Genomic DNA, 16791 nt, shown 5'->3' on the forward strand with positions numbered 1-16791 from the left:
CGGGTCAGACCGTCGCGATGGACACGCGAGACGACGAGACCAGCTCGGAACGGCCGTCGGCCACCCGGAGATAAATGCACTTCATCAGCTCGACGAACTCGGCGACCGATTCGCGGGCGATCGGGTTGTCCGGGTAGGCGACGGTGATGATCGTGCCCTCGGTACGACGGTTCACCCACATGCCGACCTGATTGGCCGCGCCCAGATCGGTGTAGATGTGCCCGTTCTGGGCGTACCACTGCGACATGATGACCGGGTTCAGCGGCGGCAGACCCACATCGAGGTAGGACAGCATCGGGACGCCGGGACCAGCAGGCCGGATGCGCGGTGTGTCCTCGGTGTCAGCGAGCTCATAGACCCGCTCGATCGGCACGTTGGCCAGCGGCATCCCGGAGTCGAAGGACTCCTGGGCGGCCCGGGCGACCTCGGCGAAATTGCGTGCGGCGACCGGCACCGACAGCGGAACAACGCCGGTGAACCAGCCCGTGGTCATGAACTCCGCGGGCGTGCTGCGGGTGGTGGTCGGGGTGATGACGTAGTAGTCGTCGTCGCCGGTCAGCTGCCGGTGGGCGAGCGCCGCGGCGGCGAACACACCGCCGATGAACCGGGCGCCGGCCGCGGTGCAGGCCGACTCGAAGCGGTCCGACTCGTGCTCGTCCATGAGCTGCACGGTGAGCAGGTCACCGCTGCAGTGCACCGACGGATCGCCCAGCGGCAGCGGGAACGTCGGCATGGTGCCGCCGTTGCTCTCCAGGAAGTCCAGCCAGCCACGGACATCGGGCGAATCCATGGTCAGCTGCTCGGTGTACTCGTGCTGACGCGCGCAGTAGTCCTGGTAGCTGCCGGCATCGGGCAGGCGCAGCGGTGCTCCGCCGCCGGCCAGGGCCTCGTAGTTCATGTGCATTTCCACGAACAGCGCCATCATCAGCATCGCGTCGGCGTGCAGGTGGTCGACGCTGACGTAGAACGTGAAGTGATCGTCCCGCTGGATCACGCCGAACCGGAAGCAGTCCCACTCCAGCGGGCTCGGGGTGTCGAGCACGTGCTTCTTCCACTGCGCGGAATTCATGTCGCCGTGCTTGGTGGCCACGAACTGGATGTCGTTCGGGTTCTCCACGGTGTGCCGGACCAGCCGGTCGGTGCCGCTGTCATCGGCGACGAACTCGAACCAGCTGTGGAACGTGTCATGCCGGCGCAGGTAGGCGTTGATGACGAAGGTCATCGCGCGCACGTCGCACTTGCCCGGCATGTTCCACGCCGGGATCAGCAGCCGCGCCATCTCCAGGCCGTTGGCCGTGTGATTGCGGTAGCTCCGAATGTGCTGACCCTGCTGGTAGCTCGCAGGCACATCGCTGACCGGCGCGTCCTGAACCTTCTTCACGCACGCCGGTGACGGGCTCCACGACACGACCTTGCCTGGCGCGTCCACCCAGTCATGGATTGCGGTAAGTGCAACCACCCTAAATTCCCCTTCGACCCAGTTAGCGGGATGCAGCTGACGTGATGACGCCGGCCAGTGTTTCGCACAGGCTCTCGGCCAACGACCGGACAGTCGTTATGTCCATCGATCGGACACGTATTCCCGTTTCAGTTTCAATACGAGTTCTCAGTTCCAGGTTGCCCAGCGAGTCCAGACCGTATTCGGAAATCGGCCGGTCAGGATCAATCGAGCGACGCAAAATCAGGCTGAGCTGCTCGGATACCAGACGACGCACCCGAGTCGGCCATTCCTCGACCGGCAGCTCGTGCAACTCCGCCCGGAACGTGCTGGTGTCCGCAGGACGGTCGCCGCTGGCCTTGAAGGCCTCGGCGAACGGGCTGCGGGCGGCCAGATCGGTCAGCCACGGCGTCCCGATCATCGGCGCGTACCCGCTGTAGGCGCGGTCGTGGCGCAGCAGCGCCTCGAAAGCGCGAGCACCCTCGTCGGGGCTGATCATCGTGGTGTCGCCGGAGGCGGCCAGGTGCTTGCCCGCACCGATCTGGTCCCACGCCGCCCACGCGATCGCCGTGGCAGGCAGCCCCTGCGAACGACGCCAGTGGGTGAACCCGTCGAGCCAGCTGTTGGCCGCGGCGTACGCGCCCTGTCCCGGCGAGCCCATCAGGGCAGCCGCCGAGGAGAACGAGCAGAACCAGTCCAGCGGCTGTGCCGTGGTGGCCCGATGCAGGTGCCAGGCACCGTAGACCTTCGGAGCCCAGTCCCGGTCGATCAGCTCGTCGGTGATGTTGGGCAGGATGGCGTCCTCGACGACGGCGGCCGCGTGCAGCACACCACGCACCGCCATGCCGGTCGCGGTGGCCACCGTCACCAAGCGGTCGACCGTCTCCGACAGCGCGATGTCGCCGCTGACGACCTCGACCTGCGTTCCGGCGGCCCGCATGCGCTCGATCTCGACGAGCGCCTCCGGCTTCGGCTCCGACCGCGAGTTCAGCACGATCCGGCCGCAGCCGGCGTCGGCCATCTTCGAGGCCAGGAACAAACCAAGCCCGCCGAGGCCGCCGGTGATGATGTACGAGCCGTCGCGGCGGAACACCTTGGCCTGCTCCGGCGGCACCACCACACTGCTGTGGCCCACCTTCGGCACCGACAGCAGCAGCTTGCCGGTGTGCTCGGCCGCACCCATCACGCGGATGGCGGTGGCGGCGTCGGCCAGCGGGTAGTGCGTGGTCTCCGGCTGCGGCAGCACACCTTCTGCGGTCATCCGGTAGACGGTGTTCAGCAGCTCGCGGATCTGCGCAGGATGCGTGGTGGCCATCAGCGCCAGGTCGACGCCGTAGAAGGACAGGTTCTTGCGGAACGGGAACAGCCCGAGGCGGGTGTCACCGTAGATGTCCTTCTTGCCGATCTCAACGAACCGTCCGCCGAAGGCCAGCAGGTCGACGCCGGCCCGCTGGGAGGCACCGGTCAGCGAGTTCAGCACGATGTCCACGCCGTAGCCGTCGGTGTCCCGGCGGATCTCCTCACCGAAGGCGGCGCTGCGTGAGTCGTAGACATTGGTGATGCCCATGCCGCGCAGGATGTCGCGGCGCTCCTCGGTGCCGGCGGTGGCGAAGATGTCCGCGCCGAAGTGGCGGGCGATCGCGATCGCGGCCTGACCCACACCGCCGGTCGCGGAGTGGATCAGCACCTTGTCGCCGGCCTTGATCTTGGCCAGGTCGACCAGGCTGTACCAGGCGGTGGCCGAGGCGGTGGACACCGCCGCGGCCTGATCGTCGCGCAGTCCGGACGGCAGCGTGACGGCCACGTCGGCGTCGCAGGTCACGAAGGTGCCCCAGCAGCCGTTGGGCGACATACCGCCCACGTGATCGCCGACCCGGTGCGAGGTGACGTCGGGACCGACCGCGGTGACCACACCCGCGAAGTCGATACCCAGCTGCGGGTGCAGACCCTCGAAACTCGGGTAACGGCCGAAGGCCAGCAGCACGTCGGCGAAGTTCAGACTGGACGCGGTGACCGCGACCTCGATCTGGCCCGGTCCCGGCGGGATCCGGTCGAACGCTGCCAGCTCCAGGGTCTGCATGTCACCCGGGACGCGGATCTCCAGGCGCATGCCGTCGCGGGAGTGGTCGACGACGGTGGTGTAACGCTCGTCCGGCTGCAGGGGGCTCGGGAACAGGTGCGCGGAGTACCACTCGCCGGCGCGGAAGGCGGTCTCGTCCTCCTCCGAACCGGTGAGCAGTGCGCGGGCGACCAGCTTGGCGTCGACGTCGTCGTCGACGTCGATCTGGCTGGGCCGCAGCTGCGGGTATTCGGCGCCGATCACGCGCAGCAGACCCCGCAGGCCGGCTTGCTCGAGGTTGGGCCGGTCGTCGGCCAGCACCGTCTGGGCGTTACGGGTGACGACATGCAACCGCGGCGGCTCGCCTGCGGTGTCGGCGAGCTCGCGGGCGATCCGGACCAGGTGGCGCACCTGCTCCCCCCCGCGTAGCGGCATCTGCTCTTCCGGGCAGCCTGCGATGCGCGCCGGGGATACCACGACGACGTTGTCGAACCCGCCCTCCGCGAAGTACGACGCGAGCCGCTCGGCGTTGCCGACGTGGTCGGCCTGCTGCGGCCAGGACATGGTGGTCACGTCGGCGTCGTTGAGCTTGAGCGCATCGGTGAGCGCCGAGGCCAACAGGTCCACGGTGTCGGAGGTGCTGACCAGCAGCCAGGTCGCCGAGTTGTTCTGGGTGACCTCGGCGAGCTGATGCCGGCGCCACTCGATGCCGAGCAGGCGCTCGTTGAGCACCCGATCGCCCTCGTTGCTCTCCGACATGCCGCTGCCCATGCGCAGACCCTCGACGGTGAACAGCACCGTGCCGTAGTCGTCGAGCAGGTCGATGTCGGCCTGGACAGTGGAGCCGTCGAGTGAGGTCACGCGGGTCAGGCAGTAGCGGGCGTTGCGCACCGCGCCGTGCACGCGCAACCGGTCCACGCCGAGCGGCAGCAGCAGCGCGCCGGTGCCGGAGGCCTGTACGCCCGGGTGGGCCGCAACCGACTGGAAGCAGGCGTCCAGCAGTGCCGGGTGGACGCCGTACGAGGTCTGCTGGTTGCGGATCGAGGTCGGCAAGCCGATCTCGGCCAGCACCGTGTCCGCGTTCTCGTCGGCGGCGTTGACCGCCTGTAGCGCGGTGAACGCCGGGCCGAACTGGACGCCGCGGCCGTCGAACCACTGGCGAACCCCATCGCCGTCGGCGCGGGTGGGATGGGCGCTCTGCAGCGCATCCATGTCGTAGGGCTGCGGCTGCTCGTCGGCCTCGCGCGCGGTCAGTACCGCGCTGGCGCGTTGCTCACGCTCGCCGTCGATGTCGGTCTCCACGGTGAACTGCAGGACGCCGGGGCTTTCCGCCGAGGCGGTGGCGCTGACCGGGGTCAGGTCCTTGAGCAGCAGCATCGCGTCGAACGTCACGTCGCGGACCTCGGCGTCGTCACCGAAAATGGTGCGCGCGGCGGCCAGTGCCATCTCGCAGTAGGCCGCGCCTGGCAGCGCAGCGACGTTGTTGATCTGGTGATCGACCAGCCACGGGTGCGCGCCGGTGCCGACCTCGGCCGCCCAGGCGTGGCGCTCGGGCTCCTCCAGCAGGCGGACATGCGACCCCAGCAGCGGGTGGGCCGCGACCAGGTGGGCGCCACGGGTCTGGTTCTCCCCGCCGTCCGGGATCAGCACCAGGTTGCGGTGGGCCCAGGTGGGCAGCGGGGCATCGACGAGGCGGCCGACCGGGTAGAGCACCGAGAAGTCGACCTGCGCTCCGGCGGAGTACAGGTCACCGAGGAACTCGCCCATGCCGTGCGGCACGTCCTGGCCGCGTCGCATGCCTGCCAGCGCGGCGACGGAGATGTCCAGCGTGGCCGCGGTCTGGTCGATCGCGCGGATCAGCAGCGGGTGCGGGGACAGCTCTCCGAACACCCGGAACCCGTCTTCCAGCGCGGTCTGCACGGCGGCCGAGAACCGGACCGTGTGGCGCAGGTTGTCCACCCAGTAGTCGGCGTCGCAGTACGGCTGCTCGCGCGGGTCGAAGGAGGTCGCCGAGTAATAGGGCACCTCGGGGGCCATCGGGCTGATGTCGTCGAGCATCTCGGACAGCTCGTCGAGGATGGGGTCGACCTGCGGCGAATGCGACGCCACGTCGACGTTGACCTCGCGGGCCATGATCTCGCGGGCTTCCCAGCCCGCCACGATCCGGCGGACGGTCTCGGTGTCGCCACCGATCACCGTCGACTTGGGCGACGCCACGACGGCGACCACCACGTCCTCGATGCCCTGCTGTTCGAGTTCTTCACGGACCTGCTGCGCGGGCATCTCGACCGACGCCATCGCTCCCCCGCCGGCCAGTCGCAGGCACAGCAGCGATCGACGGCAGATGACCTTGACGCCGTCCTCCAGGGACAGCGCACCGGAGACGACGGCGGCGGCGACCTCACCGAGTGAGTGGCCGATCACCGCGCCGGGCCGGACCCCGTAGGAGCGCATCGTGGCGGCCATCGCAACCTGCACCGCGAAGATCGTGGGCTGGACTCGATGGATGCCCTCGACGGTCTCGGGAGCGGTCATCGCCTCGGTGACCGAGAAGTCGGATTCGGCGGCGATCAGTGGCTCGATCTCGGCGATCTTCGCGGCGAAGACCGGTTCGGTGGCCAGCAGGCCGGTGCCCATCGACGCCCACTGCGAGCCCTGCCCGGAGAAGATCCACACCGGGCCGCGGTCGTCCTGCCCGACGGCGGGCTGGAACGGGTCGTCGCCCTCGGCGACGTGGCGCAGGCCGGCGATCAGCTCGGCGCGATCGTCGGCGATGACCGAGGTGCGCAGCGGGCGGTGTCCGCGACGTCGGGCCAGCGTGTAGCCCAGGTCCCGCAGCGATAGGTCCTCGCCTGCGCTCTCGACCCAATCGGCAAGGCGCGCCGCGGTGTTGCGCAGCTGCTCCACCGAGCTCGAGCACACCGGGAAGACCAGCAGCTCCTTCGCGGCGTCGGGCTTGGCCGACTCGACGACCACGGGGGCCTCGGGGGCCTGCTCGAGAATCACGTGCACGTTGGTGCCCGACATGCCGTAGGACGAGACACCCGCGCGGCGCGGTCCACCGTCCTTGGGCCAGGGGATGTTCTCGGTCGGGACGAACATGCCCGTCTTGACCTTGGCGTTCTTCTCCGACAGCTGGGTGAAGTGCACGTTCTGCGGCACGACGCCGTGATGGACGGCCAGGACGGCCTTCATCAGACCCAGGACGCCCGCCGCGGACTCGGCGTGGCCGAAGTTGCTCTTGACCGACGTCAGCGCACAGGGACCGTCGGTGCCGTAGACGGTGGAGACGCTGTTGAACTCGATGGTGTCCCCGACCGGTGTGCCGGTGCCGTGCGCCTCGACCATGCCCACGGTTGCGGGGTCGACACCGGCTGCGTCCAGTGCGGCCTGGAATACGGAGACCTGCGCGTCGCGCGACGGGGTCAGGATGTTCTCGGTGCGGCCGTCCTGATTGGAGGCGGTGCTCTTGATGACAGCCAGCACCCGATCGCCGTCACTCTGGGCGTCGTCGAGCCGCTTGAGGACGACGATCCCGCAGCCTTCGGAGCGGACGAATCCGTCGGCGGCGACGTCGAAGGAGTGGCAGCGTCCGGTGGGCGACAGCATGCCCTGCCCCGACGACGAGGCGTAGAGGCGCTGATCCAGCATCAGCATCACGCCGCCGGCCAAGGCCATGTCGCTTTCGCCCTCGTGCAGGCTGCGGCAGGCCTGATGCACCGCGACCAGACTCGAGGAGCAGGCGGTGTCGGTGGTCAGCGCCGGGCCGTGCAGGCCGAGCGCGTGCGAGATGCGGCCCGAGGCCATGCTGAACGGGTTGCCGGTGAAGGCATAGGCCTGATCGAAGGCGCCGGCGTCGCTGGTGACCATGGCGTAGTCGTCGTGGGACATTCCGATGAAGACACCGGTGGACGTGCCGGACAGCGAGGACGGGGTGAAGCCCGCCTGCTCGACGGCCTCCCAGCTGGTTTCCAGCAGCACGCGGTGCTGCGGATCCATCGCGGTGGCCTCGCGCTCGTTGATGCCGAAGAAGTCGGGATCGAAACCGGTGACGTCGTCGATGAAGGCACCCCACTTCGACACCGAGCGGCCGGGCACGCCGGGCTCCGGGTCGTAGAGGTCGTCAGCATCCCACCGGTCGGCCGGAACTTCAGTGACCAGATCGGCGCCGTCGAGCAACGCTTCCCACAGCTTGTGAGGAGAGTCGATACCACCGGGCAACCGGCACGCCATGCCGACTACGGCAATGGGGGTGACAGATGTCTGACGCACGTCCGCTCACACCTCTCTTGGCACTTGCCAAGGCAACCCAACCCGACCTTGTCGCTCCGCGCGCCACGTCAAAGTTGCCAATGTCCTCGGTAGCCTAGCTGTTTTTCGTTAAGTGCGCGACAAATGTTTCGAGTTTTTGATTAGGGTTTGGGCAAAGTGACCTTTGGCCCTGAGGGGTTGGCTGGTCCGGCGCATATCTGATTGCTGTCCATTCCCTCGCGGCACCCGACAAGACAGCTGCAGCGCTTTATCGAGAGATTCTAAAAATCGGTCCTACCTGCACCTTTGCAAACTCTTTGCCATCTGGGCAAACCCTCGCGCACCGCCGACAACCCCGTTCTGAGGGCCAAGTGCGAAGTTGCAGGGTGTTTACTATCGCAATACAGTCACGATTTGGCATCGGAGGCGTTATAGCAAATTTAGGATATGGGGTCACCGGAAAAGCCTCCACGCCGAATCCGAATTGCCTGCCAACCACCATTCAATAATGCCGCACGTCGCACTCAGCCGTGCCCTGGAGCTGCGTGATAGCGTGGCGTCCCTGAGAGTTTCCGCTACCGCGCCTCAGCATCAGAAAACCCTCTAGCCTGCAGCTACCGTTCCGTTACACAGGAGATGGCTACTAACCTGAGAGTAGGCTGAGATTTCGATATCAGAAACCTCGAAAACGTGATTCAGGCCACATTTACTCGTCGGCAGAGGTGTCAATTCCACCTTCACTGATATTTCGCAGCGTGAGGCAGCAAACGGTTCTGGATAAATGACCGGCTATTCGCAGATAATTGGCGAACTTTTCCCAGAACAGAATCTTTAGCGCGGTTCAGCCGCTACCCGGTGACATTTATCACCCGTTTAAGGGCGTCTTGTGAACTCCCTGTGAAAGTTAGCTGGAGCCCCGACCGGGGACGTTTGGCGAGGCCGGCGTCGGTGCCGTGGAACCCTCCGACCAGGCAACTTCCCGAACATCGGGGTTTCATAGCAAGGGCTCAGAACGGTGATGTGACGCGGAGCTAACCCGCGACGACCCCCGACATCGGCCGCGGGAAGCGAGCACCGAACTCGGCGACCGGCACGAAGCCGTGCTTGCGAGCCGACGCGGCGCCGCGCCGGATCAGTGCGGCCGTTGTCACGAAGCCAGCCTGGTCAGCCAGCACGAAGGGGGTCAGCAGCCGGTTGTGTACGAAACTGAATGACAACCCCGCCTCCGGAATTGCCCAGCCGAGCGACCCGCCGAGTCCGACATGACCGAAGCCGGGCAGCACGCCCGGAATGGGCAGTGCGTGATAGCCGAGGTGGAATGCCAGCGGCAGGATCAAATTGCGATCCGGGGTGAGATTGCGCCGGCCCGTCAGGCCGGCCACCAATTCCGCGGACAGGAAGCGCTTGCCGTCGATCTCGCCGCCGTTGGCGATGGCGCCGTACATACGGGCCAGGCTGCGTGCCGTCGCGACCCCGTTGGCCGCCGGCAGCTCGCTGTCCAGCAACGGCATGGCGCCCTGGACCGTCGACCGCATGCCGGGGAAGTACATGGAGCCGAAGATGGCAGACAGCTCGAAGGCCGCGATCCTGGGCGCGACGCTGTTGAAGAACGGGTTCGGGATGTTCATCTGCGGCCCGATGATCGACGCCGCTTTCGTCGGTGCGCCCGCCGGCGGGCGGCCCAGGTGGATCCCGTCGGTGTCGAGCGGTGCGGCCACCTCGGTGCGGATCAGCTCACGCATCCCGATCCCGGTGACCGCACGCGCCAGCCCGGACAGCAGCCAGCCGTAGGTGAGCGCGTGGTACGCGGGCTTGCCGAAATTCCGGCCGACCGGCGCCGCCGCGATGCGCTCCTCCATGACCACATGGTCGAGCAGGTCGCGCCTGCGCACTCCTCGCAGATGTGCCAGACCGGCGCGGTGCTGCATCATGTCGCGCACGGTGATCGCGGACTTGCCGTTGGCGCCGAACTCCGGCCAGTACTCGGCCACGGGTGCGTCGTAGTCGATGAGGCCGCGGTCGACGAGCCGGTGGATGACGGTCGAGGCCACACCCTTGGTCGCCGAGAACACCATCGCGCCGGTGTCGGCCGACCAGCGCTGCCGTCCCCGTCGGTCCGACCAACCGGTCCAGACATCGACCACCGGCTGCCCATCGAGGTAGACCGCCAGCGCGCCGCCCCCGAACCGGGGATGCGGGAACATCGCGGAGAAATTGCGCAACGCCCAGGCGAAGTGCGGATCTGCGGCGCCCTGCAGCCCGTGGGGCAGTGCGTCGTGTCCGAGAATCGCCTGAGTCACAGCTGAGAATTTAATCGGTCTAAGCACACCTGTAACAAATTGTTGCCATTTTGTTAGCTTGACGCGCGGGGCGTCAGTTTGACTGGTCGGCCGCGTTGAGGATTCGCTGCGCGGCCAGCGCGGGGGTCAACTCACCGTCGCGCACCTGACGCTCGATCTCGGCGCGCTGCGCCCGCACGGCCGGATGGTTCAGCACCCGGTCGAGGACCGCGTCGCGCACCATCGACCACGTCCAGTCCACCTGCTGCGCGCGCCGGCGGGCGTCGAACTCGCCCGCCTTGGTCAACACGTCGCGGTGTTGGCACACCGTGTCCCACATCTCCCGCAGCCCGGTACCCTCCACCGCGCTCATCGTCAAAACTGGTGGGCGCCAGAGTGTTTCACGGGGATAGATCAACCGTATCGCGGCGGTCAGCTCACGAGCGGCCGCCTTGGCCTCGGTCGCGTGCTTCCCGTCGGCCTTGTTGACCACGACGATGTCGGCGAGTTCCAGCACACCCTTCTTGATGCCCTGAAGCTGGTCGCCGGTGCGGGCCAGGGTGAGGAAGACGAAGGTGTCGACCATGTTGGCGACGGCCACCTCGGACTGCCCGACGCCGACGGTTTCGACCAGGATCACGTCGAATCCGGCGGCCTCGACGAGCACCACCGTCTCCCGGGTCGCCTTGGCCACCCCGCCCAGCGTCCCCGAGGTGGGCGACGGCCGGATGTAGGCGTCCGGGTGCACGGCGAGCTTCGCCATCCGGGTCTTGTCGCCCAGAATCGAGCCGCCGGTGCGCGTGGACGAGGGGTCGACGGCCAGCACCGCGACCCGGTGCCCCTGCTCGATGAGGTACATCCCCAGCGCCTCGATGGTGGTCGACTTGCCCACCCCGGGGACGCCGGTGATCCCGACGTGAAGCGCCTTCCCCGCATCGGGCATCAGCTCCAGGAGCAGCTGCTGGGCCTGATCGCGGTGATCGGCGCGGGTCGACTCGACCAGCGTGATGGCCCGCGACAGCGCTGCACGATCGCCGCCGCGGATCGCCTCGGCCAGTCCGGGGATGTCGGGCATCAGGACAGGCTGTAGCCGAGCCGCTCGGCGAGCTTGTGCAGCAGATCGACCGCGGCGTCGGCGATCACCGTGCCGGGCGGGAAGATCGCCGTCGCGCCGGCGGCATAGAGCTCGTCGAAGTCGCCGGGCGGGATGACACCGCCGACGACCACCATGATGTCGGGTCGGCCCACCTCGGCCAGTGCGTCGCGCAGCGCAGGCACCAGCGTCAGATGACCGGCGGCCAGCGACGACACCCCGACCACGTGCACGTCGTTGTCGGCGGCCTGGCGCGCGACTTCCTCCGGGGTGGAGAACAGCGAGCCGACGTCGACGTCGAAGCCGATGTCGGCGAACGCGGTGGCGATGACCTTCTGGCCGCGGTCGTGGCCGTCCTGGCCCATCTTGGCGACCAGGATCCGTGGCCGGCGACCGTCGGCCTCGGCGAACTTCTCCACCAATTCGGTTGCGGTGCTCACGTTCTGGGCCTTCCCGACCTCGTCGCGGTACACCCCGGCGATGGTGCGGATCTCGGCCTGATGCCGGCCGTACACCTTCTCCAGGGCGTCGGAGATCTCGCCGAGGGTGGCCTTGGCGCGGGCGGCATTGATCGCCAGGGCCAGCAGGTTGTTGCCCAAGCCGTCCTCTCCGGCCGGACCCGAGGCGGCCGCGGCACGGGACAGGTCGTCCAGCGCGGCCTGCGTCGCGTGCTCATCGCGCTCACTGCGCAACTGCGCCAGCTTGGCGATCTGCTCGGCGCGCACCCGGCTGTTCTCGACCTTGAGGACCTCGATGTCCTGGTCCTCGTCGACCTGGTACTTGTTGACGCCGATCAGCGGCTGAGCACCCGAATCGATGCGCGCCTGCGTGCGCGCGGCGGCCTCCTCGATGCGCAACTTCGGGATGCCCTCGTTGATCGCCTGCGCCATACCGCCGTGCTCGGCGACCTCCGCGATGTGCGCCCGGGCCTTCCCCGCCAGCTGGTAGGTCAACCACTCCACGTAATAGGAGCCGGCCCACGGATCAATCGGCCGCGTGGTGCCCGACTCCTGCTGCAGCAGCAGCTGGGTGTTGCGCGCGATACGCGCAGAGAAGTCGGTGGGCAGCGCCAGCGCCTCGTCGAGGGCGTTGGTGTGCAGCGACTGGGTGTGTCCCTGAGTCGCGGCCATCGCCTCGACGCAGGTCCGCGCGACATTGTTGAACGCGTCCTGGGCGGTCAGCGACCACCCGGAGGTCTGCGAATGCGTGCGCAGCGACAGCGATTTGGGATTCGTGGCGCCGAACTCGGCAACGAGCTCACTCCACAGCAGCCGACCCGCCCGGAGCTTGGCGACCTCCATGAAGAAGTTCATCCCGATACCCCAGAAGAAAGACAGCCGCGGCGCGAACTTGTCGACGTCCAGCCCGGCGTCGCGGCCGGCCTTCAGGTATTCCACACCGTCGGCCAGCGTGTAGGCCAGCTCGAGATCGGCTGTGGCCCCGGCTTCCTGGATGTGATAGCCCGAGATCGAGATGGAGTTGAACTTCGGCATCTTGGCGCTCGTGTAGGCGAAGATGTCGGAGATGATCCGCATCGAAGGCTTCGGCGGATAGATGTAGGTGTTGCGGACCATGAACTCTTTGAGGATGTCGTTCTGGATGGTCCCGGCCAGCTTGTCCGGCGACACCCCCTGTTCCTCGGCGGCCACCACGTAGAGCGCCAGGATCGGCAGTACCGCGCCGTTCATGGTCATCGACACGCTCACCGCGGAAAGGTCGATGCCGTCGAACAATTGGCGCATGTCGAGGATCGAGTCGATGGCGACGCCGGCCATCCCGACGTCACCGGCGACGCGCGGATGGTCGGAGTCGTAGCCGCGGTGGGTGGCGAGGTCGAAGGCCACCGACAGACCTTTCTGACCGGCGGCCAGGTTGCGCCGGTAGAAGGCATTCGATTCTGCGGCGGTGGAGAATCCGGCGTACTGCCGGATGGTCCACGGCTGGTTGACGTACATGGTCGGGTACGGCCCGCGGATGAACGGCGGTTCGCCGGGGAAGCTGTCCAGCGGATATCCCGCGGCGACGACGGCGTCGCGATCGGCGCCGACGTAGACCGGTTTGACGGCGATGCCTTCCGGGGTCTGCCACTCCAGCTGCTCAGCGGTGTAGCCGTGCGCCGATGCGGCAGCGGCGACGTGGTCGGCGACGGCGGCCTCGGAGGGCGCCGGTGCGGGCCGGTCGCCGTGCAGCGGTACGTCGGCGAAGCTCGGTACGGTGCCCGTGGTTGACGCGGTCATGGATCAGGCCCCCAATCGGGTGAGCAGGGACGAAAGCGCTTCGATCGCATCGATTTTCGCGGTCAGGTAGCCGTCGGGACGAGCGGCGGCAGGCACGTCGGAGACCGCCTTCTCCGGGCCGGCCAGGTAGACCTGGGTCAGACCCGCGGCCCGCGCGGCCGCCACCACATCGGAGACGTCGGTGCCGTAGCGGGCGTCGGTGCCGCAGAGCACCCCGACCGAGGCGCCGCTGTCGGTGACGGCGGCGCCGACAGTCACGGCATCGACGGTGCCGGGGTTGACGGTTTCGATCCCGCCGGAGGCCAGCAGGTTGGCCGCGAACGTCGCACGGATGTTGTTCTCGGCCAGCGGGCCCAGCGGCAGCAACAGCACCTGCGGGCGAGCGCCGGTGCGGTCGAGGAAGGCGTCGGAGCGGTCTCGCAGCTCCTCGAACCCGGCCGCGTAGCGCCGGACGGTGTCCGACGAGTTGTAGTGCGGCAGCGGCGGTTCGGCGAGATTCGGGAACTCATTGATTCCAGTCACCGGTGTCCGTCGGTGGGCGATGTCGTCGGCCCGGCGCGCCCGTACCTGCTCGATCTGCTCGGCGACATGGTCGACCGCCGCGGTGAATCCGCCCCGGGACTCGATGTCCTGGAAGTGCGACCAGGCTTGTGCGGCAAGATTTCCGGTGAGGTCCTCGACGTACCAGGAACCGCCGGCCGGATCGAGGACCCGCCCGACATGGGACTCCTCCAGCAGCAACAGCTGGGTGTTGCGAGCGATACGGCGGGCGAAGCCGGCGCTGATCCCGGGGAAACCGCTGGGGATCGCGACGTCGAACGGCAGCACCGTGACGGTGTCCGCTCCCCCGACCCCGGCGCCGAAGGCCGCCAGCGTGGTGCGGAGCATGTTCACCCACGGGTCGCGCTGGGTCATCATCGGCAGCGAGGTGACCGCATGCACGGTGGCGGCTCCGCTGTCCGGGTGGCCGAGGACGTCGGCGATCCGGGCCCAGAGTTGGCGGGCCGCACGGAATTTCGCGATCGTCAGGAACTGGTCGTCGTCGGCCACCAGCCGAAAGCTGATCTGGCGCAGCGCGTCCGAAACCTCGACGCCCGCGTCGGCCAGGGCCCGCACGTACTCGACCGCGGCCCCCAGCGCACCGGCGAGTTCCCACGCAGCGTTGGCGCCGCGGTTGTGGAACGCCGGTCCGTCGACGGTGATCGCGCGCACGCCCGGGGTGCCCGCCACGTTCGCGGCGACGCGGGCGACCTCATCGAGGGCAGGGGCCTCGGCGCCGCTGAGCGGCGCGGTCAGTGGGTCGGCACCCAGGTCGATCGACATCGTGGCGCGTTGGGCGTCGTCGGCGCCGGCGATCAGGGTCAGCACCGCCTCGGCGGCGGCGGCGAACTGCGCCCCGGCGTCCAGGATCACCGGCGCGAGCTCGAGGAAGACCCCCTCCAGCAGCCGGTCCAAATCGGTGGGGGCGACGCCGGTGTCACCGACGCGCAGCACCAGCGCGCTGACACCGTCGCCGAGGGCACCCAGCACCGCGGCGTTGCCGTCGGCGACCGTGCCGGAAACGCCGGGCCCGCCGAACACTTCGGCGACTTTCCAGCCTGAGACCACATCGCGGTGGGCGTCGCCGCCGCGGACGAAGGGCCAAGTGCCGGGCAACGGGGATTCGGGCAGCGCATCGAGTGCGGTGTAGAGGGGCCGGATCGCAAAGCCCTCGTAAGTGGGTGAGTCCAGCAGACTTTCGGGCTCGGCGGGCAGATCCGCCGGGTCCTTCCGGCTGCTCTTGGCCAGCACGCCGGCCACCGCGGTCCGCCAGCGGGCGCGGCCTTCCTCAACCTCTACTGACACCGGCAACTCCTGTTGTCGCAGCATGGGGCAGCCCGTCGCGGGACCAGCCATCAGACCATCAGGCTAAATGATCACTCCAGCAGTGACGTGGCCGACTACGGCTACCCGTCGGTAACCGGCGTCGCACCCGGCGCGTTCTCACCCGGGGGCCGTAACCTTGGTGAACGTGACGTCGAAGACCCGCAGCACGTGGCGCAGTGTGCGCTCAGCGGTGATCTCCACGGCGCGCCAGGTATCCCGGACGCGCCTCGTCGTCACCGCGGTCGCCGCTGTGATCCTCGTCGCAGTGGTGTTGCTGGTGCCGCTGCCGACCGCGGTGCAGCTGCGGGACTGGGCAACGTCGCTCGGCGTCTGGTTCCCGCTGGCCTTTTTCGCCGCCCACATCGTCGTCACGGTGTTCCCGTTCCCGCGCACCGCGTTCACCCTGGCCGCCGGCCTGTTGTTCGGTCCCGCGCTGGGCGTGGGGATCGCGGTGGTGGCCAGTGCGCTCAGCGCGCTGCTCGCACTACTGCTGGTGCGCGCCTTGGGCTGGCAGTTCAGCAAGCTGGTCAGCCACCCGGCCCTCGAGTCGGTGGATGCCCGGCTGCGCGCGCGCGGCTGGCAGGCGATCTTCTCGCTGCGGATGATCCCCGCCGTACCGTTCTCGGTGCTGAACTATGCCGCCGGCGCATCGGCCGTGCGGGTGATGCCGTACCTCTGGGCGACGTTGGCCGGCCTGATCCCGGGCACCACCGCGGTGGTGTTCCTGGGTGATGCCCTCACCGGCAACATCAGCCCGCTGCTGGTGTTGGTGTCGGTGTGCACGGCGGCCGTCGGTATCGCGGGCCTGGTGTACGAGGTCCGGACCCATCGGCGAAGCCATGCCAACTAGCGGGGCACGGCGGCCGGGTGCCCTCGAAGCAGCTGCTCGATCCGATCCAACAACTGGGTCGGATCTGCACCGGCGCCGTCGTGCCACGTCACGAGGGCGCCGTACAGGTTGATCGGCTCCACGGTCAGTTGTAAACCGAGCATCACTGTCTGGGGAGCGTCGGTGGTCGAATCGCCGTGGCGGTAGGCGATCTCGACCTGCAAAGCCTTGGCTCCGTTGACCGAGTTCGCGATCCATTTAGGCGTGATCGCCTCGACCTGATCCCGTGTGAGCTCGCCGGGCCGGATCTTGGGGTCGGCGACCCTGATGGTCAACGTCGACGGTGTGAAGCGCAATGAGCATCTGTTCCACATGCGGAAAGTGGCATAGGTCGCGAGGAGCGTCGAGAGGAGAAGGAGTATGCCGACGAATCGAAGCCACACTGGATTGCCAGGCACATACCCCGCATAAATGCCGGCGATCCCCATCAACGGAAGCGCGAAGTTCAACAGATAGGCGCTTGCCTCATACCAAGGAAGGTACCGGCAGACAATGTCGTCGGACGTTCGAGTGACACCCGCCCGCATTATGCGGCGTTTGCCCACGACACCGAAACTCGCGGCGCAGAGACCAAGTACAGCCCAATACCACGCCATCCCTCTCAGAAATGCCAACACGGTCAGGAGTCCGAGCGCGACGCTGAAGCCGACCCGAAGCACCCCCGGCCACCGCCGATTAG

Annotated in this window: 8 protein-coding genes; 1 reads left to right on the forward strand and 7 read right to left on the reverse strand. The window is 67.9% G+C overall.

Annotated features, from left to right (window positions below):
- Positions 1-4 precede the first annotated feature (4 nt).
- From CRM90_RS14955 to mutA, 6 genes are all read right to left on the reverse strand, one after another.
- Positions 5-1459, reverse strand: coding sequence for a condensation domain-containing protein (locus tag CRM90_RS14955; protein ID WP_102807722.1), 1455 nt, complete (start codon positions 1457-1459; stop codon positions 5-7).
- 22 nt (positions 1460-1481) lie between these two features.
- Positions 1482-7769 carry a sulfolipid-1 biosynthesis phthioceranic/hydroxyphthioceranic acid synthase gene (gene pks2 / locus CRM90_RS14960; RefSeq protein ID WP_102807723.1) on the reverse strand — a complete coding sequence of 2096 codons (6288 nt, stop codon included), beginning with the start codon at positions 7767-7769 and terminating at the stop codon, positions 1482-1484.
- Positions 7770-8779: 1010 nt separating this feature from the next.
- Positions 8780-10048, reverse strand: coding sequence for an esterase/beta-lactamase LipL (gene lipL, locus CRM90_RS14965; protein WP_199189904.1), 1269 nt, complete (start codon positions 10046-10048; stop codon positions 8780-8782).
- A gap of 73 nt (positions 10049-10121) precedes the next feature.
- Positions 10122-11102, reverse strand: a complete 981-nt coding sequence (gene meaB, locus CRM90_RS14970; RefSeq protein WP_102807725.1) for a methylmalonyl Co-A mutase-associated GTPase MeaB — start codon at positions 11100-11102, stop codon at positions 10122-10124.
- Entirely contained in the window at positions 11102-13357 is a 2256-nt protein-coding gene (gene scpA, locus CRM90_RS14975; protein ID WP_102807726.1) for a methylmalonyl-CoA mutase, read from the reverse strand. The genes meaB and scpA overlap by 1 nt, the downstream gene beginning before the upstream one ends.
- Before the next feature lie 3 nt (positions 13358-13360).
- Positions 13361-15226, reverse strand: a complete 1866-nt coding sequence (gene mutA, locus CRM90_RS14980) for a methylmalonyl-CoA mutase small subunit (RefSeq protein ID WP_102807727.1) — start codon at positions 15224-15226, stop codon at positions 13361-13363.
- Positions 15227-15368: 142 nt separating this feature from the next.
- On the opposite strand from mutA, the gene CRM90_RS14985 reads away from it, so the two are divergent.
- Positions 15369-16073, forward strand: a complete 705-nt coding sequence (locus CRM90_RS14985) for a TVP38/TMEM64 family protein (protein WP_199189905.1) — start codon at positions 15369-15371, stop codon at positions 16071-16073.
- On the opposite strand, the gene CRM90_RS14990 is transcribed toward CRM90_RS14985, so the two are convergent.
- A complete protein-coding gene (locus tag CRM90_RS14990; protein ID WP_233209329.1) occupies positions 16070-16771 on the reverse strand; it encodes a hypothetical protein in 702 nt (233 codons plus the stop codon). The genes CRM90_RS14985 and CRM90_RS14990 overlap by 4 nt on opposite strands.
- Positions 16772-16791 lie beyond the last annotated feature (20 nt).

Source organism: Mycobacterium sp. ENV421 (genome assembly GCF_002887815.1).
Taxonomy (GTDB): Bacteria; Actinomycetota; Actinomycetes; order Mycobacteriales; family Mycobacteriaceae; genus Mycobacterium.

What these genes read in the sequence shown, in the direction of transcription:
- meaB (WP_102807725.1), bottom strand. Translation starts at nt 11,102, where the DNA reads ATGCCCGACATCCCCGGACTGGCCGAGGCGATCCGCGGCGGCGATCGT.
- scpA (WP_102807726.1), bottom strand. Translation starts at nt 13,357, where the DNA reads ATGACCGCGTCAACCACGGGCACCGTACCGAGCTTCGCCGACGTACCG.
- mutA (WP_102807727.1), bottom strand. Translation starts at nt 15,226, where the DNA reads ATGCTGCGACAACAGGAGTTGCCGGTGTCAGTAGAGGTTGAGGAAGGC.